This window comes from Frateuria hangzhouensis (assembly GCF_026410505.1).
GTDB lineage: Bacteria > Pseudomonadota > Gammaproteobacteria > Xanthomonadales > Rhodanobacteraceae > Frateuria_A > Frateuria_A hangzhouensis.
Genome location: NZ_JAPMIU010000008.1, coordinates 108,153 through 128,849 on the forward strand (window position 1 = coordinate 108,153; position 20,697 = coordinate 128,849).

The following is a 20,697-nucleotide window of genomic DNA, read 5'->3' on the forward strand; positions in this document are numbered from 1 at the left end:
GCTCAGGCGCCCAGCGCCGCCAGCGGCAGCGCATCGTGGCCGTGCTCGCGCAGGTAGCGCACCAATGCGTGGCCGTCGCCGTGGGTGACGTAGACCCGCCTGGCGCCGCTGTCGCGCACGCTGTGCACCAGTCCGTCCCAGTCGGCATGGTCGGACACCACGAAGCCGCGGTCGTAGCCTCGCCGGCGGCGGTTGCCTCGGATCTGCATCCAGCCCGACGCAAACCCGGTCGAGGCGTTGGGGAAGCGCCGCATCCACGGCGAACCGGCGGCCGACGGCGGCGCGAGGACCAGCTCCCCGGCCAGCGCAGCGCCACGCGCATGCTCCTCCAGCGGCTGCGTCGCCGGCAGCGCCACGCCCGCCTCGCGATAGAGCTCGGTCAACCGCAGCAGCGCGCCGTGCAGGTAGATCACGCGATCGATGCGGGGCGCAAGCTCGGCGAGCAGCCGTTGCGCCTTGCCCAGCGCGTAGCAGAACAGCACGGCCGACACCTTGCGGCGGGCACAGTCGTCCCACCATGCGAGCAATTCATCGATCACCTGCGTCATCGGCGGCCAGCGGTAGACCGGCAAGCCGAAAGTCGATTCGGTGACGAAGGTGTCGCAGGGGACCGGTTCGAAGGCGGCGCAGGTTGGATCCGGCTCGCGTTTGTAATCGCCCGAAACCACCGCCACGTTCCCGGCGTGTTCCATGCGTATCTGCGCCGCGCCGAGCATGTGGCCGGACGGATGCAGCGACACTTGCACCTCGCCGAGCGTAAATGCCTCGCCGTAGTCGTAGGCCTCGATCGCCGCCGGCTCGCCCAGCCGCTCGCGCATCAGCCCGAGCCCGGCGCGCGCCACGTGGTAGCGCGCGTTGCCCTGGCGCGCATGGTCGCCATGCGCGTGCGTCACCACGGCCTGCGCCACCGGCTCGGCCGGATCGATGTAGAAGCCGCCGGCGGGGCAGTACAGGCCTTCGGGCCGCGGATCGAGCAGGAGGTCGGGCACGTGGCGACGCTAGGGGCGGGCGCGTCAATGCCGCGCCAATATGGGGACCGTGGAGTGGTAAGGGAAACCCGTTCGCTGGCTTGGCCGCCCTTCGACTTCGGCCCTGTGGGCCTACGCTCAGGGCGAACGGTTTCGGTGGATCAGGGCCCGAACAGTTCGGGGATCAGGGCCCGAACGGTCTCGGGATCAAGCCACGAACTGCAGCCGTGCCAGCTCGGCGTAGAGCCCGCCCTCGGCCAGCAGGCTCTCATGCGTGCCTTGGGCCACGATCCGTCCGCCATCCATCACCACGATGCGATCGGCGCGCTGCACGGTGGCCAGGCGATGGGCGATCACGAGCGTGGTGCGGCCTTTTTCCAGACGCTCCAAGGCCTGCTGGATGGCCGCCTCCGATTGCGCGTCCAGCGCGGAAGTCGCTTCGTCCAGCAGCAGCAGCGGCGCATCGCGCAGGATCGCGCGGGCGATGGCGATGCGCTGGCGCTGGCCGCCCGACAGTCGCGCACCGCGCTCGCCCAGTTCGGCCGCGTAGCCGTCGCCGAGCGCGCTGATGAAATCGTGCGCCTCGGCGGCGCGGGCCGCTTCGCGGACCTCGTCGTCGGTCGCATCCTGTCGGCCGAAGCGGATGTTGTCGGCGGCGCTGCCGGCGAAGATCACGGTCTCCTGCGGCACCAGCGCGAGCGCGCCACGCAGTGCCGGCAGCGCGACCGCGCGCAGGTCGATGCCATCGAGGCGGATGCTGCCGGTCTGCGGATCGTAGAAGCGCAGCAGCAGCGCGAACACGGTGCTCTTGCCGGCGCCGGAAGGGCCGACCAGCGCCACGGTTTCGCCGGGACGGATGTCGAGCGTGAAGTCGTGCAGGGCCGGTGCGTCCGGTCGCGAGGGATAGTGGAAACCGACGTGCTCGAAGGCGAGCGCACCGCGTAGCGGGCTGGGCAGGGCGAGCGGTTGCGGCGGATCGGCGATCTGCGGGCGCTCCGCGAACAGCTCGCCGATGCGTTCCATGGCGCCGGCGGCGCGCAGCACGTCGCCCCAGACTTCCGACAGGCCGGCCACCGAGCCGGCGGCGAACACCGCGTACAGCACGAACTGGCCCAGGATGCCGGCATCGAGCTCGCCGGCCAGTACGTCACGCGCGCCGACCCACAGCACCAGCGTGATGGCGCCGAAGAACAACACGATCACCCCGGCCGTGAGCAGCGCGCGCATGCCGATGCGCCGGCGTGCGCTCTCCAGCGCGCGCACGATGGCATGCCCATAGCGGCCGCTCTCGATACCTTCGCGCGCGTAGGCCTTGACCGCCGGCGCGGCGTTGAGCGTTTCGTTGGCGATCGCCGCGGCGTCGGCCAGGCGGTCCTGGCTGGCGCGCGAGAGTTTCTGCACCCGTCGGCCGAACACCAGGATCGGCAGCATCACGGCCGGGATCACCAGCGCGGTGAGTCCGGCCAGGCGCGGGCTGGTCCAGACCATCATGGCGCTGGCGCCCAGCAGCATGACGACGCTGCGCAGGGCCACCGAAATGCCCGAGCCGATCAGCGCCTGCACCACCTCGGTGTCGGTGCCCAGGCGCGACGTCAGCTCGCCCACGCGCGAGCGCTCGAAGAAGCCCACATCCAGGCGGATCACGTGCGCGTACAGCTTCGTGCGCAGGGCCGCCAGCGAGCGCTCGCCCAGCAGCGTGATGCAGAAGTAGCGTGCCGCAGTGGCGAAGGCCAGCACCAGGGCCAGGGCGAACAACCCGAGGAAGGTGCGATTGATGGTGTCGCTGCTGGCGTGGCCGAAGCCGGCGTCGATCATGTGCCGGACCGCCATCGGCAGCACCAGCGTCGAGCCGGAGGACAGGCCGAGGAAAACCAGCCAGCCGATCGCCAGCGCCTTGTGCGGCTTGAGGAAGGGCCAGAGCTGGCGCAGGGCGCCAACGCGGCGGGCCGGTTTGTCGGCGGGCGTGGGATCACTCATCGGGAGGGCGGCTTCCAGCGGGAGTCACCCGATGTGGGGGCGCCAGCCCATCGCCCCAAGCCACGTGAACCTGTAGGAGCCCACTCGTGGGCGATGCTCTTGTTCGATCCGAGCGAAGAGCATCGCCCACGAGTGGGCTCCTACAGGGCAAATCGCGACCCGTCAGGTGGCGGCGCGGCCCATGCGGGCGATCCAGCGGTACATCACGACGATACAGGCGATGAAGGCGATGCCGCCGATCCAGATCGCCGGCGTTTCGAAGCCCTCGCCGACCAGCGCCAGCGGCGTCTGACTGCCCGAGATCGCCACCACCGCCGCTACCACCACGCCGAGCAGGCTCTCGCCGACGATCAGGCCGGACGCCAGCAGCACGCCGAGCTGCTTGGTGGCGTCGCCATTGCGGCCGCGGTCCGCGCGCCGGTCGAACCAGGCGCCGACCAGTGCACCGACCACCACCATCAGCGTGGTGGAGGTGGGCAGGTAGATGCCCAGGCCGACCGCCAGCGGGGGCAGGCGTGCGGGCGTGCCGGTGCGCACCAGCACCTCGTCGACCACGATCAGCGCCACGCCGATCCCCGCGCCGATGCCGATCAGGCTCCAGTCGATGTTGCCGGTGATCACGCCCTGGGCCAGCGCGGAGATGAGACCGGCCTGCGGTGCCGGCAGGGCACGCGAGGGATCCACGCCCGGCGCGCCGAGGAAGCCGTACGCCTGGTTGAGCAGGTCCAGCACCGGCGGAATGACCAGCGCGCCCGCGATCACGCCGACCACCAGCGCCCACTGCTGCAGCGAGGGCGTGGCGTCGACCAGTTGGCCCGTCTTGAGATCCTGCAGGTTGTTGTTGGCGATCGATGCCACCGCGAAGACGATTGCGGTGATGAACAGCGCGAACGCCACCAGCGCCTTGCCGGCGTCCTCCGGCATCATCGCCTTGACGCCCAGCACGAGCAGCAGCGCGGCGATGATCACCACCAGGATGCCCACGCCCGACAGCGGACTGTTGGATGAACCGATCAAACCGGCCATGTAGCCGCACACGGCCGAGACCAGGAAACTCAGGATCACCACGAAAATCACGCCGCCGATCACCAGCAGTGCGGTATGCGAGCCCAGCCCGCTGACGTTGGCGAAGTGGCCGAGCAGCCACGCCACCGGCACCAGGCAGACCAGCGTGACCAGGCCGACGATGCCGATCGGGATGTCATGCTCGGTGCGCGGCAGGGTGGCGAGCTGGCCGGCCTTGCGCACGCGCGAGGCGGCCATGGCGCCGGCCAGGCCGCTGATCACCGGCTTGACCAGCTTGGCCAGCGTCCAGATCGCCGCCACGCCGATGGTGCCGGCGCCGACGAAGCGTACGTAATGGCTCCAGGTGGCCTGAGCCGCTTCCGCCGCGCCGCCGGCTTCCGGATGCAGCAGCAGGAAGTGCGGCACCGCCCAGCCCCAGCCAATCAACGCGCCGACCAGCATGGCCACGCCGACCCACAGCCCGACCAGGTGGCCGACCGCGAACAGCGCGAAGGACAGGCTGAAGTCGAAGCCGGTGGCCGCACCACGGTCGCCGACGCGGAAGTAGTTGGACACCGCTTCGGCGAACAGCTGGGTCTTGACGACCACGTAGAACACCGCCGAAACGACGGAGCCGACGATGACCGCCTTCAGGCCCGCGCCGCCGGACTCGACCGATTCGGCCGCCTCCGGCGAACTGCTGGAACCGACCTTCAGCACCTCGGCGCAGGCCACGCCTTCGGGATAGGGCAGGTCCGAATCGGTGACCAGCGCGCGGCGCAGCGGGATCGTGTACATCACGCCCAGCACGCCGCCGGTGGCGCAGATGCCGAAGGACATCCAGAACGGAAAGCCGTTCCACCAGCCGATGATGATCAGGCCCGGCAGCACGAAGATGATCGCCGACAGCGTGCCGGCGGCCGAGGCCACCGTCTGCACGATGTTGTTTTCCTGCACGGTGGAGTTTTTCATCGCCCGCAGGATCGCCATCGAGATCACTGCGGCGGGGATCGAGGTGGCGAAGGTCAGCCCGGCCTTGAGGCCGAAGAACACGTTGGCCGCGGTGAACACCACGGTGATCACGATGCCGATGATCAGGCCTCGCAGGGTGAATTCGATGCGCTTGGCGCCTTGGGATTGGGCAGTCACGTGGCGGTTCCGTTCTGGTTGGTTCCCCTGCGCGCCCGAAGCGGCACGCCCCTCGCGGCCGCTCCCCGGCGCCCGCAGCCGGAGCATAGCGGATAGGGCCGATCGCACCCCACCCGCCAGCCTGTCACGCGCGCAGGCGGGCCTGGCCGCGGGTGAGGTCGACGATGCGCGCGCAGGCCTCCTCGCGTTGGTCGGCCGGCAGCTCCAGTTCCAGCGTGGCACCTTCGGCATCGAAGCTCTCGTGCTCGATCCGCGCCTGCCAGGCGGGGCACCGCGCCTTGAGCAGCGCCAGGTCGGCGAACGGGCAATGCACGGACAAACGCACCATCGCCACCAGCGGCTCGCGTTCGGCCAGGCGCAGGCATTCGGCTGCGGTACCACCGTAGGCGCGCACCAGCCCGCCGGCGCCGAGCTTGATCCCGCCGTACCAGCGCGTCACCACCACCATCGCGCGGTCGATGCCCGCGCCCTCGATCGCCTGCAGGATCGGGCGGCCGGCGGTGCCGCCCGGTTCGCCGTCGTCGTTGAAGCGGTAGTCCTGGCCGATGCGGTAGGCCCAGCAGTTGTGCGTGGCCGCGAGGTCGGCCACCTCCTGCAAAAAAGCCATCGCCTGCTCGACCGACGACACGGGCGCGGCCTGCGCGAGGAAGCGGCTCTTGCGGATGTCCTGGGCGTGCCGGTGGGGGGCGAGGAGGACGTGCAGGGTGTCGGACATGCGGACGAGGTGATGGAAAACGCGGGCACGGTAGCACGCGCCGCTCCACCGCCAGGCCGGGCGCATCGCGCACACCGGCATAATGCACAGGCGATCGAAGTGAAGGACTTCAGATGAGTTTGTACTTGCTGATGGCGCTGTTTGGCGGAGCATGGCTGGCCGGCCATTTCGGCTGGCGGCGGTTGCGGCTGGCCGGCATCGTGGCTGGACTGGCGTTCCTGGTGGTGGCCGGCTGCGGCGCGCTGCCGAAGTTGCTGTTGCGGGCATGGCAGTCGCCCTACGCGCAGCGACCGGCGCTGGATTGGGCCCCGTCCAATGCCATCGTGCTGCTCACCGCCGGGGCTACCTATCCGCCGGGCGGTCCGCTGGAGCCGGGGCATACGGCCTTTTCGCGCATCGCCGAGACGGTCGCGCTGTACCGCGATTGCCGCCAGTCCGGTGCGCGCTGCACCGTGCTGGTCAGCGGCGGCGATGCGGAGAAGACGGGCGAGTCCCTGTCGGACACCTACCAGCGCACGCTGATGAAGCTAGGCGTGCCGGCGCAGGACCAGGTGCTGGAACGGCGCAGCCTCGATACCTGGGGCAACGCCAGCTATGCGCGCGCAAAGCTGCGGCGGATCGGAGCCGACCGGGTATGGCTGGTGACCTCGGCGCACCACATGCGGCGGGCGGTGTTTTCGTTCGAGCACTTCGGCATCGCGGTGACCCCGGTGCGCGCGGACTACCTGAAAGGGGTGTGGTCGCTGGCACCGAGCACCTACAACCTGTATGTCACCAACATCGCGCTGCACGAATACGTCGGCATGGCGCTCTACCACTGGTACGCGTGGCGCGGCCGCGGCGGCGTGGCGATAAAGAACAGCAGGCCGGCCGAAGATTGAACCCGGGCGGGGGCTCACTCCCTCCGGCGCATCACCATCAGCCGCACCTCGCTCATGTCCTCGATGGCGTAGCCCACGCCCTCGCGGCCGAACCCGGAGAGCTTGATGCCGCCGTAGGGCATGTTGTCCACGCGGAAGCTGGGAATGTCGTTGACGATCACGCCGCCCTGTTCGAGCTCGTCCCAGGCGCGCATGGCGTGTTCCAGCGAGTCGGTGAAGATGCCTGCCTGCAGGCCGTAGTCGGCGTCGTTGACCTGGGCGATGGCCTCGTCGAGGGTGTCGAACGGCGCGAGCAGGGCGAACGGACCGAAAGCTTCCAGCCGGTTGGCCTTGGCCTCCCGGGGCACGTCCTCCATCAGCGTCGCCTCCAGCATGTTGCCCTGGCGCTTGCCGCCGCAGAGCAGCCGGGCGCCGGCGCGGCGGGCTTCGTCGATCCAGCCCTGCAGGCGTTCGGCGGCGGCCTCGTCGATCATCGGGCCGATGAAGACGTCCTTCTTCTTCGGGTCGCCGGCCTTGAGCTTTCTGGTGGCGGCGACCAGCTTCTTCTTGAGCGGCTCGTAGAGCGAGGCGTGCGCATAGATACGCTGCACGCCGATGCAGCTCTGGCCGGACTGGTAGAACGCTCCGAACACCAGCCGCTCGACGATCGCGTCGAGCTTGCCCGCCTGGTCGGCGTCGATGATGCAGGCCGCGTTGCCGCCCAGCTCCAGCACCACCTTCTTGCGCCCTGCGCGCGCCTTCAGGTCCCAGCCGATCTGCCCGCCGGTAAAGGAGAGCAGCTTGAAGCGCTCGTCCTCGACCAGCGGCGTGGCATGTTCGCCGTCCACCGGCAGGATCGAGAACGCGCCGCGGGGCAGGTCGGTCTCGGCCAGCACCTGGCCGATGATCAGCGCGCCGATCGGCGTCTTCTCCGAAGGCTTGAGTACGAACGGGCAGCCGGCGGCGATCGCCGGCGCGACCTTGTGCGCGACCAGGTTGAGCGGAAAGTTGAACGGCGTGATGAACGACACCGCTCCGATCGGTACGCGGCGGGTGTAGCCGTGATAGCCATCCAGGCGCGGTGCCAGCTCCAGGTTGAGCGTCTGGCCATCCAGGCGCACCGCTTCGGCGGCGGCGATACGGAAGGTTTCGATCAGGCGGGTGACCTCGCCAGCCGCGTCCCTGATCGGCTTGCCTGCCTCCACGCACAGCGCCATCGCCAACTCGTCGCGGCGCTCGGTAAAACGCGCCACGCAATGTTCCAGCACCGCCTGGCGGGCCCAGGGCTTGAACGCGCGCATCGGCGCGGTGGCTTTGACCGCTGCCACGATCGCCTTCTCGATCGCGCGCGCATCCGGCACGGCCACGCGGGTGGCAACCTTGCCGCTGTATTTGTCGCGCACCTCGAGCTCGGCGTTGGGCTGCTGCGGACGATTGGCGAGGTAATAGGGGTAGGTCTTGTCGAGCATGGGCGTCTCCCGGATGGGGCCAGGGCAGGTTGCCGCCGACCGCGTTGCCGACGCGTGAGTCGTAGGGTGGGCTTCAGCCCACCATCCCGGTGCGACGACGGTGGGCTGAAGCCCACCCTACGACTTGTCGGTGACCTTGAGCGAAAGCTCGCCTTCGGCCAGCCGCGCCCGCAGGGTCGTACCCGGCGGCGCATCCTTCGCGGCCCGCAGCACGCGGCCTTCGTTGTCGAACACGATCGCGTAGCCGCGCTCCAGCGTGGCCAGCGGGCTGACCGCCTGCAGCGCACGCGCGGACTGGCGCAGGGTCAGGCGCGCGCGTTCCAGGCGATGGCCCATGCACTGCTGCAGGGAGCGCTCGCGTTCGGCCAGGCGTCGCCGCAGCACCTCCAGGCGCTGCCGCGGGTGCTGCGCCAGCAATCCGGCCCGCAGGCGGTCGAGGCGGTTGGCGCGGGCGCGCGCCTGCTCGCGCAGCGCGGCGTGCAGGCGGCGGTGCAGTTGCGCCAGTCGTTCGCGGTCGCGTGCCAGCCGCGCCTGCGGCCGTTGCGCCTGCAACCGGGCAAGCAGGTGGTCGGCCCGCTGGGTCTGTGCCTGCAGCCGCCGGCGTTGCAGCAATTGCAGGCGTTCACTCAGTTGCCCGAGGTGGCGGCGCACGGCCAGAGCATCGGGTACCAGCAGTTCGGCGGCCGCCGACGGGGTGGCCGCGCGCAGATCGGCAACGAAGTCGGCGATGGAGAAGTCGATCTCGTGGCCGACCGCGCTCACCACCGGGATCGCGCTGGCGTGCACGGCACGGGCCACCGCCTCGTCGCTGAAGGCCATCAGGTCTTCCAGCGACCCGCCGCCGCGGGTCAGCAGCAGCACGTCGTGGCGACCACTGGCCGAGGCCTTGCGCAACGTCGCCACGATCGCTGGCGGCGCTTCGCGACCCTGCACCGGCACCGGCAATACCTCGACCTCGACCAGCGGCCAGCGCCGCCGCAGCACGCTCAACACGTCGCGGATCGCCGCGCCGGTGGCCGAGGTGATCACGCCGATGCGGCGGGCGAACCGGGGCAGGGGGCGTTTGCGGGAGGGCTCGAACAGGCCTTCGGCATCGAGTCGCGCCTTGAGCAGATCGAACTCGCGCCGGAGCGCACCTTCGCCGGCCAGTTCCATGTGTTCGGCGACCAGTTGGAATTCGCCACGCGGCTCGTACAGCCCGACCCGCGCGCGCACCAGCACGTGCATGCCGTCGACCGGCTTGAAGCGCAGCCAACTGCTTTTGGGCTTGAACATCGCCGCGCGCACCTGGGCGCCGGCATCCTTCAGGGTGAAGTACAGATGCCCCGAGGCCGGGCGCGACACGTTGCACAGCTCGCCCTCGATCCACACCAGCGGCAGCGCATCCTCCAGCAGCCCGCGCACCAGCCGGTTGAGCGTGCTCGGGGTGAGGATGTTGCGCGGCGGGGCCGTGGCTTGGTCGGGGGTGCGCATGGACCGGGGAGCCTAGCATGAAGTGCTTGCCTGACATGCGCTTGGGTGAACAAGCGCAGGATCTACCTCACGTCAACGCAAGCCTTTGCAGAAGCCCACTTGTGGGCGATGTTCCTGGCCGGGCGTCGTAAAACATCGCCCACAACGAGTTCCTGCAAAAGGGGCGGGCGTGTCAATGCCGTCGGCGTAACCGCCACAAGCGGATTCCCAGGTTGAACGCGAACCACGCCGACAGCACCGCGATCGGCCAGCTCACTGCCTTGGGCCAGGCCAGCGCGACCGCCGCCAGCAGGGACAGCGCCACGATGCCCGCCAGCAACGGACCGCGGGCGGTGTCGCCGAGCACGCGGCGGTCGGTCAGCGCCGCGCCGACCGTATTGGCGATGCGCAGCGCTCCCGCCGCGGCGCGGCTGGAGCTGCCGCCCGGGCGCTTGGGCCGCGGCGGGCGCTCGGTGCTGGCCTGCACGCGCGCGATGTGCGGGCGGCGACGCCGTGGCGCCAGCACGATCTCGGTGGCGTTTTCCAGATCGCGCTCGTATTGCCGCTCGAGCTGGCCGGCGAAGCCGGTGTCCTCCACTGCCACGTCGATCTCGCGGTTGCCCAGCCAGCTGGCGATGTTGAGGTTGGACGAGCCCACGCGTGCCCACTGGCCGTCGGCCACGGCAGTCTTGGCATGCAGCATCGATCCGTTCCACTCGAACACGCGGATGCCCGCCTTGAGCAGCGGCCGGTAGCCCGAGCGTGACAGCCCGGCGACCATCGGGATGTCGCTGGTGCCCGGCACCAGCAAGCGCACGTCCACGCCGTCGCGCGACGCCGAGGCCAGGGCCTGCACGTAGGGCGCCATGCCGACGAAGTAGGCGTCGGTGATCCACAGCGTGCGGCGCGCCATCGCCGCGACCTGCTGGTCGAGCCGGTACATGCCGGCGGTGGCCGGCTGGGTGGCGATCACGCGCAGGGCGATCTCGCCGGCGGTGCGGTCCTGCGGCGGCGGCAGCGCCAGCGGCTTGCCCAGGCCGGCCCAGCTCTGGGCGAAAGCGTGTTCCAGCTCCGCCACGGCCGGGCCGCGCAGCGCCACGCCGGTGTCGCGCCAAGGCGGCACGCCGCGCGCCGCGTCACCCAGCCAGCGCGCGCTGATGCACACGCCGGAGAGAAAGCCCTGGTCGCCATCGACCACCAGCATCTTGCGATGGTCGCGGGTGATCCAGCCGAACGGCTTGCCCAGCTGCGGCGGGTTGAACACGCGCGCCTCCCCGCCGGCGCGCCGCAACGGCAGCCAGAACGCGCGGCCGGACTGGCCCAGGCAACCGAGCCAGTCGTACACCACCGCCACCGTGACGCCAGCGCGGGCGCGCTCGACCAGCGCGTCGCGGAAGGCGCGGCCGACCGTGTCGTCGCTGATCAGGTAGTTTTCCAGCAGGATGCGCTCGCGGGCGCCGCGGATGGCCACCAGCCAGGCGTCGTAGTGCGCCTGCGCGTCGATCAGCAGCTCGACCGCGTTGCCGCCGATCAGCGGCGCGCCGGCGGCCCGGCTCAATGCCTGTTCGGCAAGGAAGCGGCTGGGCGCGGATGGAATCAGCGGTAGGGTCGCCATGGGGCGAGTGTATGGCATGGCCCGGCAGATCCACGTCGAAGCGGATGCGCGCCGCGGCCGGCTTCTGCCATGATCGGTGCATGCCGCCCGCGCCGCGCCTCGAGGACACCGCCGCCTGCGCCAACCTCATCGCCGACCGGCTGGGGCCGCACCTGTGCGTCGCCGCGCCATTGGGCCTGGGCAAACCGCACGGCCTGCTCAACGCCCTGTACCGGCTGACCGTGGCCGATCCGGCGCGCTCGCTCACGCTCTATACCGCGCTGTCGCTGACCCGGCCGAAACCGCGGCCGGGCCTGGAGGAGCGTTTCCTCGCGCCCTTCCTGGAACGCCACTTCGGCGACGATTACGAGGATCCGGAATACGCCCTGGCCGAACAGCGTCATGCCTTGCCCGGCAACGTGGCGGTGCACGAGTTCTACCTGCAGTCCGGCGCGCTGCTGCACGCGCCGCGGGCGCAGCGGGACTACATCAGTCAGAACTACACCCACGTGGCGCGCGACCTGGCCGCGCAGGACGTCAACCTGCTGGTGCAACTGGTGGCGCGGCGCGAGACGTCCGGGGGCGTGCGCTACAGCCTGTCCAGCAATCCGGATCTGACGCTGGACTTCCTGGCGCAATGCGAGCGCGCCGGCAAGCCGCGGCCGTTGTGCGTGGCGGTGGTGCATCCGGATCTGCCCTACATGAGCGGGCATGCCGAGGTTGCGGCGGAGTTCTTCGACATGGAGCTGGCGCCGGCGCAATCCCCGCGCCTGTTCGCGCTGCCTCGCGTGCCGGTAGGCATCGCCGAATACGCGATCGGCCTCAACGCCAGCGCGCTGGTCCGCGACGGCGGCTGCCTGCAGATCGGCATTGGTGCGCTGTCCGATGCTCTAGTGCAGGCCCTGTTGCTGCGCCAGCGGGACAATACCGCCTGGCGCGACGGCCTGCGCGCGCTCGATGGAGAAAGCCCGACCCTGGCGCTGGCCCGGCGCATCGGCGGCCTGGAGCCGTTCGCGACGGGCCTGTACGGCGCCAGCGAGATGGTCATGGACGGCTTCATGCACCTGGCCCGCGCGGGCATCCTCAAGCGCCGCAGCTGGGACAACCTGGCGCTGGAGAAGGCGGCGGTGGCCGGACGGCTGAACCCCGCCACGCCAGGCGGGCATTACCTGCGTGGCGCATTCTTCCTGGGCAGCCGCGAACTATACGAATGGCTGCACGCCACCGAGGCCGCCGACCCGGACGCGATCGACATGTGCCCGGTGTCCAACGTCAACCAGCTCTACGGCGACCACCAGGTGCTGGCCGCCTTGCAGCGCCGCGGCGCGCGCTTCTTCAACACCTGCATGATGGCCACGCTGCTCGGCGCGGCGGTGTCCGATGCGCTGGAAGACGGCCAGGTGGTCAGCGGCGTGGGCGGCCAGTACAACTTCGTCGCGATGGCCCACGAGCTCGACGACGGCCACTCGATCCTGCTGCTGCGCGCCACCCGCCGAGAGCATGGCGAGGTGCGCACCAACATCCGCTGGGACTACGGCCATACCACCATCCCGCGCCACCTGCGCGACATCGTGGTGACCGAATACGGCGCCGCCGACCTGCGCGGCAAGAGCGACAGCGAGTGCATCGAGGCGATGCTGTCGATCTGCGACGCACGCTTCCTCGACGCGCTGGCCGCCGAGGCCAAGGCCAACGGCAAGCTCGCGCCCGGCTTCCGCATTCCCGACGCCTGGCGCCGGCATCGCCCCGAGTGCCTGGCCGAGGCGCTGGCGCCGCTGCGGCGCGCCGCCCTGCTGCCGACCTTTCCGTTCGGCAGCGACTTCGACGAGATCGAGCAGCAACTGCTGCCTGCGCTGGGCTGGTTGAAGGAGCGGGCCGTGACCTGGCGTGGACGCGTGGCGCTGGCCAAGGCGTTCATGCGGCCGGGCGAACCAGTGGCGGGCGAGGCCGCGGCACTCGAACGCATGCAGTTGGTCCGGCCCCAAGGCATCGGCAACCGTTTGCAACAGCGCATCGTCCTCGCCGCCTTGCGCCGTTCGAAATCCTCGTAGGGTGGGCTTCAGCCCACCATCCCCGCACCACAAGGTGGGCTGAAGCCCACCCTACAAAGGCGGCTTGACCACCATCAGGTAGAACACCGCCACGAAGGCGAAGAACGCTGGCACCCCAAGCACCACCCAAGCGCGGAACGCGCGCCAATATGCCGGCGGCAATGGCTCGCCATCGGCATCGGCCTGGACCGCCAGGTCCCGCATGCGCACCTGCAGCACCACCACCGGCAGCCAGCACGCCACCGCCAGCGCATACAGCAGCACCGACCAGCCCAGCCAGCCGCTGCGCCAGGGCATTCCCGCCCAGTGCACCAGCCAGAAGCCGCTCAACGGCTGGAACACCACCGTGGTGGCGGTGAACAGCCAGTCGGCGATCACCACGTAGCGCGCCACCACCGCCACCACCCGCACGTCGCGATGCAGGCTCACCACCAGCAGATAGAACGCCGTGCCGATGCCGGTGCCGAACAGCAGCGTGGACGACAGCACGTGCAGCCATTTGACGACCAGGTATTCCATCAGCGCCGCTCCGACGCATACAGCATGCCGATCAGCGCCAGCATCGGCAGGTTCTTCAGGATCGGCCCGAACGGATGCAGCCAGAACTGGGGCAGGGCGACCGTGATGATGGCCGTGTAGGAAAGGATCAGCAGCACCTGCGCCAGGTAGGCCCGCCGCAAGGCCCGGCGCCGCAGCAACAAGGTGGCGACGCCAAACGCGAGATCGAGCAGCGCACCCCCGTAAAGGGCGACATAAGCCATCGTGCCGTGCAGCCCGACGCGCCCGAGCAGGGCGAGGCTGCCGGCGACCGGATACACGCCCAGCGACAGCACGCCGGTGACCAGCCATACCAGCGCCACCGCCACGCGCCCCGCCACGGCCCAGGCTCGCCAGGCCAGCAGTACGCGCAGGTCCGCCGCCTCGGCCGAGGACAGGAACAGTCGCGGCGGCCGCAGCGCATGTCCCAGCCATCGCGTGGCCGGCGCCGCATCGGCCGTACTGCCGCGCTCGAGCATGGCCAGCGCCTCGCGATCCACCCAATGTCCGCCGAGCCGGCCGAGCCGCGCCAGCCAGGTCGTGGGAATGCCGAGCACGCGCAGCCGGCCGCCACCCAGCGCGTGGCGCAACAGCGCCAGGTAGCGCACCAGCGACAATGCCTGCGGGCCAACCGCGGCCAGGCACTCCGGTCGCGTGTCGTGTTCGAGCAGGCGCACCACCAGCGCGGCCAGGTCGTCGACATGGATGGGCTGGATCGGCTGGCGCCCGCCGCCGGGCAACACCGCCAGCGGCAGCCAGGCAAGCGACATCAGCATGCGGCTGCTCGCGCCCGCCGCGCCGAACACCAGCGAGGGCTGCAACACCGTGCCGGTGGGCACCATCGCCCGCAGCGCGGCATCGCCGGCGCGCTTGCTGCGGTGGAAGCGGCTGCTGGCATGCTCGTCCGCGCCCAGCGCGGAGATCTGCACCACCCGCGTAATGCCGGTCTCGCGGCAGGCCGCGAACAGCGCGCGCGGCGTCTGCGCGTGGATGCGCCGGAAACTTTGCGCGCCATGCTCGGCGAAGATGCCTACCGCGTTGACCACCGCGTCGATGCCGCGCAGCCGCGGCAGCCAGTCGGCCTGGTGGATGTCGTGGGCGAAATCCACCTCGACGCGGTCTACACCCGCGCCACCGCTACCCTGCCGGCGTCGGACGCCGGGCACCGGGCGATGGCCGGCGGCCTGCAGTGCATCGCACACCGCGCGGCCGATCAACCCCTCGGCACCCAGCACCAGCACGCGCAGGCGCGTCTTGTTCCCCTCGGAGCCCTCGATCATGCCCACGCCGCTCGCGCGCCTGAAACCGCCCTCATGGATCGTCCGCACCAACTTCAGCGGCACTATCGCCGCGGTGCTATCGAGCGTGGTGGTGGCTACGTGTAGTGCATGCGAAGCGCGCGCACCCTTCGCCGGGGTGAACGCCGCCAGCCAGTGGTTCTGGGGCAGGCGCGCAAAGCGGCACATGGCACCGAGCTGGCGCTATACGGCGGTGGGCTACCTCGTGCACCACTTCAGCTCGCTGCTGTGGGCAGGCATCTATGAGGCCTGGTGCCTGCGCCGGCCCGCGCCGCCGCGCGTATCGGCCGCGCGTGCCGCAATCGTGGCGACGGCAGCCTGCGTGGTCGACTACACCATCACGCCGCGCCGGTTCCGGCCCGGCTTCGAACGCCACATCAGCCGCCGGTCCATCGCGGCCGTCTACGTGGCCTTCGGCATGGGCCTGTTCGCCGGCGCCCGGGCCTGCCGGCGCTACGTGCGCTGATGGCTGGTCATCCCATCGAAGACGAGAGAGAACCCACGTAAGCCCAGCGCCGAATCTTTCCAACTCGATCACCCAGGCAAATTGAGGATGGAGCCTCGTTCCCCGACAGGCGGGCCAAGCCACGGGAAAACAAGAACAGCGAGCAAAACAAGCCCTGCAGACGTTCCCGCGAGCCTCGGCCCCTCACCCCAGCCCTCTCCCCGGAGGGGAGAGGGAGCGGAGCGCGGCTCCCGCGCGACCGCGGCAAAGCGGCGGCAACTCCTCTAAGAGCAGGGGCTCGCCAAACAAGGCGAGTCGGTACCTAGCTCTTCTCTCTCACCGCGCTCCACCAGACCCTTTCTTTTGGTTACTTTTCTTTGGGTCCGCAAAGAAAAATGACTCGAGCGCCGACAGGCGATCGAAAGCCCGCCGCAGGCGAGCCAGGTCGCGGAAAGGCCGCACAAGAACGACAAGCCCAGACAGCGTCCTTGCCGACATTCCCGCGAGCCCCGGCCCCTCACCCCAGCCCTCTCCCCGGAGGGGAGAGGGAGCAGAGCACGCAGCTCCCGAGCTACCGCGGTAAAGCGGCGGCAGCTCCTCTATGAGCAGGCGCAAGCCAGGCAAGGCGAGAGGGCGCCTAGCTCTTCTCTCTCACCGCGCTCCACCAGACCCTTTCTTTTGGTTACTTTTCTTTGGGTCCGCAAAGAAAAGAGACTCGAGCGCCGACAGGCGATCGAAAGCCCGCCGCAGGCGAGCCAAGTCGCGGAAAGGCCACGCAAGAACGACAACATTCCCACCCGCATTCCCGCGAGCCCGCCCCTCAGACCAACCTTTTCCCAGGAAGTAAGACCTCAACGAGCGACGCTCACACGGGTGGTATTCTTGTGCATTGCCGCAGCCATCGCGGCGTGACCCAGATTGCGATCCATGAGTGATTCCGTTTCCCAGCAGCCGCGTCCGGCCGGCCCCGCGATGCGCCGGTCCAGCGTGGGCGTACGCGTGGGCAAGGTGATGGTCGGTGGCGGCGCGCCCATCGTGGTGCAGTCGATGACCAACACCGACACCGAGGATCCGGCCAGCACCGCCAAGCAGATCGCCGAACTGGCGCGCGCCGGCTCGGAAATCGTGCGCATCACGGTAAATACGCCCGCCGCCGCGGCGGCCGTGCCGCGCATCGCCGATCGACTGGCGATGATGGGCGTGGAGGTGCCGATCGTCGGCGACTTCCACTACAACGGCCACCAGTTGCTGGAAGCCGAGCCGACCTGCGCCGAGGTGCTGGCCAAATACCGCATCAACCCCGGCAACGTCGGCTTCGGCAAGAAGAAGGACAGCCAGTTCGCGGCGATCATCGAGAAGGCCGTCCAGTACGGCAAGCCGGTGCGCATCGGCGCCAACTGGGGCTCGCTCGACCAGGCGCTGGTCGCCACGTTGATGGACGAGAACGCGCAGCGCGCGCAGCCGTGGGAAGCGGGCATGGTCGCGCGCGAGGCACTGATCCGGTCGGCGGTCGATTCGGCGGCACGTGCCGAGCAGTTGGGCCTGCCGCGCGACCGCATCATCCTGTCCTGCAAGGTCTCCGGTGTGCAGGAGCTGATCGCGGTCTACCGCGACCTGGCCGCGCGCTGCGATTATGGGTTGCATCTTGGCCTGACCGAGGCCGGCATGGGCTCGAAGGGCATCACCGCCTCGGCCGCGGCACTGGCGGTGCTGCTGCAGGAAGGCATCGGCGACACCATCCGCATCTCGCTGACGCCCGAGCCGGGCGCCCCGCGTACCGGCGAAGTGGTGGTGGCGCAGGAGCTGCTGCAGACGATGGGCCTGCGCGCGTTCACCCCGCTGGTCACCGCCTGCCCGGGCTGCGGCCGCACCACCAGCGAGTTCTTCCAGGAACTGGCCAAGACCGTGCAGACGCACGTGCGCGCGAAGATGCCCGAATGGCGCGTGATGTACGACGGCGTGGAGAACCTCACCCTCGCGGTGATGGGCTGCGTGGTCAATGGCCCGGGCGAATCCAAGCACGCCAACATCGGCATCTCGCTTCCCGGCAACGGCGAGGCGCCTTCGGCGCCGGTGTTCATCGACGGTGAGAAGGCGATGACGCTGCGTGGCGAGCACATTGCCGAGGAATTCGTCCGCATCCTGGACGACTACGTGGCCCGCAAGTACGTGACGCGCGCCGGTTGACTCGTTTTTCAAGCGGGGACGTTGTATCGAAACTGTGCGCCAGATCACGCTGGCGTGATCCGGTGACAAGGTCCGGAGATGGTTTGTCGACAGTGTCTTCACGGGCACGGAAGAATGGCCGCTCCGCCGTATCGGCAGGGGAGTCCCGGCGTGTCCATCAGCCCGCAGTTCCGCACCGTCTTCCTCTACGTCGCCCTGTCCGCGCTGTGGATCTGGCTGTCCGATCATGCCCTGGCGATGCTCGTTCTCGATCCGTCGAAGCTGACCTGGGCGCAAAGTTTCAAGGGCTGGTTCTTCGTCGTGATGACCGGCGCCATGCTGTACTGGTTGATCGGCCGTGACCTGACCCGCCTGGCGGCGATCAACCGGCAGCTGGTGCATGGACATGAGCAAGCCCTGCGCGTGCTGGTTTCGGCGATGGACATCCGCCACAAGGAAACCCGCGACCACTCCGACCGCGTGATGCGCATGGCGATGGGCCTGGCACGGCTGGTCGGCATGCAGGGCGAGGCGTTGCTCTCGCTCAAGTTCGGCGCGCTGCTGCACGATATCGGCAAGCTGGCCATTCCCGATGCCATCCTGATCAAGCCGGGCAAGCTGGACGAGGCCGAGATGGCGCACATGCGCCGGCACCCGGACATCGGCCGCGAGCTGATGGAGCAGGTGGACTTCCTGCGCGAGGCCACCGACATTCCCCATGCGCATCACGAGCGCTGGGATGGCGGCGGTTATCCGCGCGGTTTGCGCGGCGAGGAGATTCCGCTGGCCGCGCGCATCTTCAGCATCGTCGATGTGTGGGACGCGTTGAGCTTTCCGCGCGTGTACAAACCGGCCTGGCCCGAAAGCGAGGTGCTGAGCTACCTGCGCGGCGCCGCCGGCAGCCAGCTCGATCCGCACCTGGTGCAGTTGTTTCTCGACCATTACCAGGACATCAAAGCGCTGGGCATGGGCGAAGCCACCCAGCCGATGACGCAGGCCTAGGGGCTGGCCTGGAGATAGTCGGTCGCGGACCGCGTGCCGACCTTGCTCCACTGCGCCGCATCGAACGGCTCGGCCACGAGCTTGCGCACCTGCGCAAGGAACGCCTCGCGCGGAATCTCGCGCGCGCCCAGGCCCAACAGATGCGGATTGCTCACCTGCGCATCCAGCAGCGGAAAACCCCATTCGCGCAACAGCGTCGCCAGCGCCACCAGGGCCAGCTTCGAGCCGCCGCTGTGCGCGCTGAACATCGATTCTCCGCAGAACAGCCGTCCCACGCCGACGCCGTAGAGGCCGCCGATCAGTACCTCGCCCTCCCACACCTCCACGCTGTGCGCGTGGCCCTGGCTGTGCAACGCGGCGTAGGCATCGATGATCGACGACCCGATCCAGGTACCCGGTTGCCCGGGCCGCGGTGCCGCGCAGGCGTGCATCACGCGCACGAAGGCCTGGTCCACGGTCACCCGCCAGTCCTTGCCGGCCAGCGCGCGGCGCAGGCTGCGGTTGGCGCGAAGGGTGGCCGTATCGAACACGCAGCGCGGATCGGGCGACCACCACAGCAGCGGTTCGCCCGGGCCGAACCACGGGAAGATGCCGTGCTCGTAGGCGGCCAGCAGACGCCGCGGCGACAGGTCGCCGCCGAAGGCGAGCAGGCCGTTGGGTTCGGTCAACGCCTGGCGAGCGTCGGGAAAGCGTTCGGGCGACAGCGGGTCAAGCAGCGGCAGACGGATCACCGGCAAGCCTCCGCATAGGGCGTGTGGGTGGCCAGCTCGGCGATGTAGTCGTCGATCGCACGCGCCTCGTGCACCAGCGCATCGCGTACCGCCAGGCGGAACTGCGGATGGGCCAGATAGTGGCGCGAATGGGTGCGCATCGGCACGAAGCCGCGCGCGAGCTTGTGCTCGCCCTGCGCGCCGGGCTCGAAGCGCCGCAGACTGTTGGCGATGGCGTGCTCGATGCCGAGGTAGTAGCACAGCTCGAAATGCAGCCCGGGCACGGCCACGTGGGCGCCCCAGTAGCGGCCGTAGAGCGTGTCTTCGCCTTGCAGGAACAGCGCCATGGCCAGGATGCGGTCGTCCTCGCCGGCGGTCGCCACCTGCACGGTGTCGCCCAGTTCGCCCAGTGCGCAAAAGAAATCGCCGGTCAGCACCGCGTGGTTACCCTTGGCATCGAACGTCGCCATGTACAGCGCATGCACCTGGCGCCACTCGGCGGCACCCAGACTGCTGCCCGGTCGCATCCGGATCGCCAGGCCACTGGCGGCCACGTGCGCGCGCTCCTGCCGGATGTTCTTGCGCTTCTTGGCTTTGAGCGTGGCGAGGAACGCGTCGAAATCGGCGTAGTCGCGATTGTGCCAATGGAACTGCACATCCGAGCGCGCCAGCCACTCCGGGCCGAACGCGGCGAGCTCGTCCGGAGCCAGGAAGTTGGCGTGCGCCGATGACAGGTCCAGGCGGTCGGTCTCGGCGCGCATGGCTTCCACCAGCGCCTGCCGCAACCGCGACGCGTGCGCGCCCTGGCCGACAAGCAACCGCGGTCCGGGCACGGGCGAGTAGGGCACGGCGTTGAGCAGCTTGGGGTAGTAGCTGCCGCCGGCGCGCTCCCACGCACCCGCCCAGCTCCAGTCGAACACGAACTCGCCGTGCGAATTGCCTTTCAGATACAGCGGCGCGGCAGCCACCAGGCGATCGCCTTCGTAGAGTCCCAGGTGATGCGGCTGCCAGCCCCACTCCGGCCGGATGCAGCCGGTGCGCTCGAGCGTCTGCAGGAACGCATGCGAGACGAACGGATGGTCGCCGCCCAGCAACACATCCCAGGTCGCCGCCGGAAGCTCGGCGATGTCGGGATGGAAGCGGGCGGTGAGCATCGATGGGGACGGCTGAGATGGCGAAGGACGCACGCGGCAAGACTAGCGAACTTGCGCACCCCAACGCACGGCGCACCAGCGGCGGCGCCCCCCCGCCTGGCGCTCGGGAGGGTTCGGCGAGGCCATTTGACGGCGCCATGTTGCA

General features: G+C 69.6%; 16 protein-coding genes. 5 read left to right on the forward strand and 11 right to left on the reverse strand.

The annotated features are described in order from the left end of the window. Positions 1–2: 2 nt before the first annotated feature. The 4 genes from OSC30_RS10495 to OSC30_RS10510 form a co-directional block, all read right to left on the reverse strand. Positions 3–989 (reverse strand): ligase-associated DNA damage response exonuclease, encoded by a 987-nt coding sequence (locus tag OSC30_RS10495; protein ID WP_267171796.1) that lies wholly within the window; start codon positions 987–989, stop codon positions 3–5. 186 nt (positions 990–1,175) lie between these two features. Continuing rightward, entirely contained in the window at positions 1,176–2,945 is a 1,770-nt protein-coding gene (locus tag OSC30_RS10500; RefSeq protein WP_267171797.1) for an ABC transporter transmembrane domain-containing protein, read from the reverse strand. 162 nt (positions 2,946–3,107) lie between these two features. Beyond that, positions 3,108–5,099 carry an OPT family oligopeptide transporter gene (locus OSC30_RS10505; protein WP_267171798.1) on the reverse strand — a complete coding sequence of 664 codons (1,992 nt, stop codon included), beginning with the start codon at positions 5,097–5,099 and terminating at the stop codon, positions 3,108–3,110. A gap of 124 nt (positions 5,100–5,223) precedes the next feature. Continuing rightward, positions 5,224–5,814, reverse strand: coding sequence for an IMPACT family protein (locus tag OSC30_RS10510; RefSeq protein ID WP_267171799.1), 591 nt, complete (start codon positions 5,812–5,814; stop codon positions 5,224–5,226). A 113-nt stretch (positions 5,815–5,927) separates the two neighbouring features. Here OSC30_RS10510 and OSC30_RS10515 point away from each other — a divergent pair, with 113 nt between their 5' ends. After that, positions 5,928–6,695 carry a YdcF family protein gene (locus OSC30_RS10515; RefSeq protein ID WP_267171800.1) on the forward strand — a complete coding sequence of 256 codons (768 nt, stop codon included), beginning with the start codon at positions 5,928–5,930 and terminating at the stop codon, positions 6,693–6,695. Between the two features lie 14 nt (positions 6,696–6,709). On the opposite strand, the gene OSC30_RS10520 is transcribed toward OSC30_RS10515, so the two are convergent. The 3 genes from OSC30_RS10520 to OSC30_RS10530 form a co-directional block, all read right to left on the reverse strand. Beyond that, positions 6,710–8,143 carry an aldehyde dehydrogenase family protein gene (locus OSC30_RS10520; protein ID WP_267171801.1) on the reverse strand — a complete coding sequence of 478 codons (1,434 nt, stop codon included), beginning with the start codon at positions 8,141–8,143 and terminating at the stop codon, positions 6,710–6,712. A gap of 117 nt (positions 8,144–8,260) precedes the next feature. Beyond that, positions 8,261–9,616 carry an exodeoxyribonuclease VII large subunit gene (gene xseA, locus OSC30_RS10525; RefSeq protein WP_267171802.1) on the reverse strand — a complete coding sequence of 452 codons (1,356 nt, stop codon included), beginning with the start codon at positions 9,614–9,616 and terminating at the stop codon, positions 8,261–8,263. A gap of 172 nt (positions 9,617–9,788) precedes the next feature. Further along, the gene (locus OSC30_RS10530; RefSeq protein ID WP_267171803.1) at positions 9,789–11,210 is read right to left on the reverse strand and encodes a phospholipase D-like domain-containing protein; all 1,422 of its coding nucleotides are present in this window, start codon (positions 11,208–11,210) and stop codon (positions 9,789–9,791) included. An 80-nt stretch (positions 11,211–11,290) separates the two neighbouring features. On the opposite strand from OSC30_RS10530, the gene OSC30_RS10535 reads away from it, so the two are divergent. Then, a complete protein-coding gene (locus OSC30_RS10535) occupies positions 11,291–13,240 on the forward strand; it encodes an acetyl-CoA hydrolase/transferase C-terminal domain-containing protein (RefSeq protein WP_267171804.1) in 1,950 nt (649 codons plus the stop codon). Positions 13,241–13,291: 51 nt separating this feature from the next. Here OSC30_RS10535 and OSC30_RS10540 read toward each other — a convergent pair whose 3' ends face one another. Continuing rightward, positions 13,292–13,759, reverse strand: coding sequence for a DUF2269 family protein (locus OSC30_RS10540; protein WP_267171805.1), 468 nt, complete (start codon positions 13,757–13,759; stop codon positions 13,292–13,294). Beyond that, positions 13,759–15,057: an SDR family oxidoreductase gene (locus OSC30_RS10545; RefSeq protein ID WP_267171806.1), complete on the reverse strand. Its 1,299-nt coding sequence runs from the start codon at positions 15,055–15,057 to the stop codon at positions 13,759–13,761. Before OSC30_RS10545 ends, OSC30_RS10540 begins: the two co-directional genes overlap by 1 nt. On the opposite strand from OSC30_RS10545, the gene OSC30_RS10550 reads away from it, so the two are divergent. The 3 genes from OSC30_RS10550 (at position 15,056) to OSC30_RS10560 (ending at position 18,688) form a co-directional block, all read left to right on the forward strand. Continuing rightward, the gene (locus tag OSC30_RS10550) at positions 15,056–15,541 is read left to right on the forward strand and encodes a hypothetical protein (protein WP_267171807.1); all 486 of its coding nucleotides are present in this window, start codon (positions 15,056–15,058) and stop codon (positions 15,539–15,541) included. The genes OSC30_RS10545 and OSC30_RS10550 overlap by 2 nt on opposite strands. Positions 15,542–16,447: 906 nt before the next feature. Next, positions 16,448–17,707: a flavodoxin-dependent (E)-4-hydroxy-3-methylbut-2-enyl-diphosphate synthase gene (gene ispG, locus OSC30_RS10555; RefSeq protein WP_267171808.1), complete on the forward strand. Its 1,260-nt coding sequence runs from the start codon at positions 16,448–16,450 to the stop codon at positions 17,705–17,707. Positions 17,708–17,857: 150 nt separating this feature from the next. Next, positions 17,858–18,688, forward strand: a complete 831-nt coding sequence (locus OSC30_RS10560) for an HD-GYP domain-containing protein (RefSeq protein ID WP_267171809.1) — start codon at positions 17,858–17,860, stop codon at positions 18,686–18,688. Here the strand turns inward: OSC30_RS10560 and aat are convergent. After that, positions 18,685–19,419, reverse strand: a complete 735-nt coding sequence (gene aat / locus OSC30_RS10565) for a leucyl/phenylalanyl-tRNA--protein transferase (RefSeq protein WP_267171810.1) — start codon at positions 19,417–19,419, stop codon at positions 18,685–18,687. The two genes, OSC30_RS10560 and aat, sit on opposite strands and share 4 nt — an antisense overlap. Further along, positions 19,416–20,552: a GNAT family N-acetyltransferase gene (locus tag OSC30_RS10570; protein WP_267171811.1), complete on the reverse strand. Its 1,137-nt coding sequence runs from the start codon at positions 20,550–20,552 to the stop codon at positions 19,416–19,418. Before OSC30_RS10570 ends, aat begins: the two co-directional genes overlap by 4 nt. Positions 20,553–20,697 lie beyond the last annotated feature (145 nt).

Coding starts and splice junctions, on each gene's coding strand:
- OSC30_RS10500 (WP_267171797.1), bottom strand. CDS start 2,945: ATGAGTGATCCCACGCCCGCCGACAAACCGGCCCGCCGCGTTGGCGCC.
- OSC30_RS10510 (WP_267171799.1), bottom strand. CDS start 5,814: ATGTCCGACACCCTGCACGTCCTCCTCGCCCCCCACCGGCACGCCCAG.
- OSC30_RS10515 (WP_267171800.1), top strand. CDS start 5,928: ATGAGTTTGTACTTGCTGATGGCGCTGTTTGGCGGAGCATGGCTGGCC.
- OSC30_RS10520 (WP_267171801.1), bottom strand. CDS start 8,143: ATGCTCGACAAGACCTACCCCTATTACCTCGCCAATCGTCCGCAGCAG.
- xseA (WP_267171802.1), bottom strand. CDS start 9,616: ATGCGCACCCCCGACCAAGCCACGGCCCCGCCGCGCAACATCCTCACC.
- OSC30_RS10530 (WP_267171803.1), bottom strand. CDS start 11,210: ATGGCGACCCTACCGCTGATTCCATCCGCGCCCAGCCGCTTCCTTGCC.
- OSC30_RS10535 (WP_267171804.1), top strand. CDS start 11,291: ATGCCGCCCGCGCCGCGCCTCGAGGACACCGCCGCCTGCGCCAACCTC.
- OSC30_RS10540 (WP_267171805.1), bottom strand. CDS start 13,759: ATGGAATACCTGGTCGTCAAATGGCTGCACGTGCTGTCGTCCACGCTG.
- OSC30_RS10550 (WP_267171807.1), top strand. CDS start 15,056: ATGCCCACGCCGCTCGCGCGCCTGAAACCGCCCTCATGGATCGTCCGC.
- OSC30_RS10545 (WP_267171806.1), bottom strand. CDS start 15,057: ATGATCGAGGGCTCCGAGGGGAACAAGACGCGCCTGCGCGTGCTGGTG.
- ispG (WP_267171808.1), top strand. CDS start 16,448: ATGAGTGATTCCGTTTCCCAGCAGCCGCGTCCGGCCGGCCCCGCGATG.
- OSC30_RS10570 (WP_267171811.1), bottom strand. CDS start 20,552: ATGCTCACCGCCCGCTTCCATCCCGACATCGCCGAGCTTCCGGCGGCG.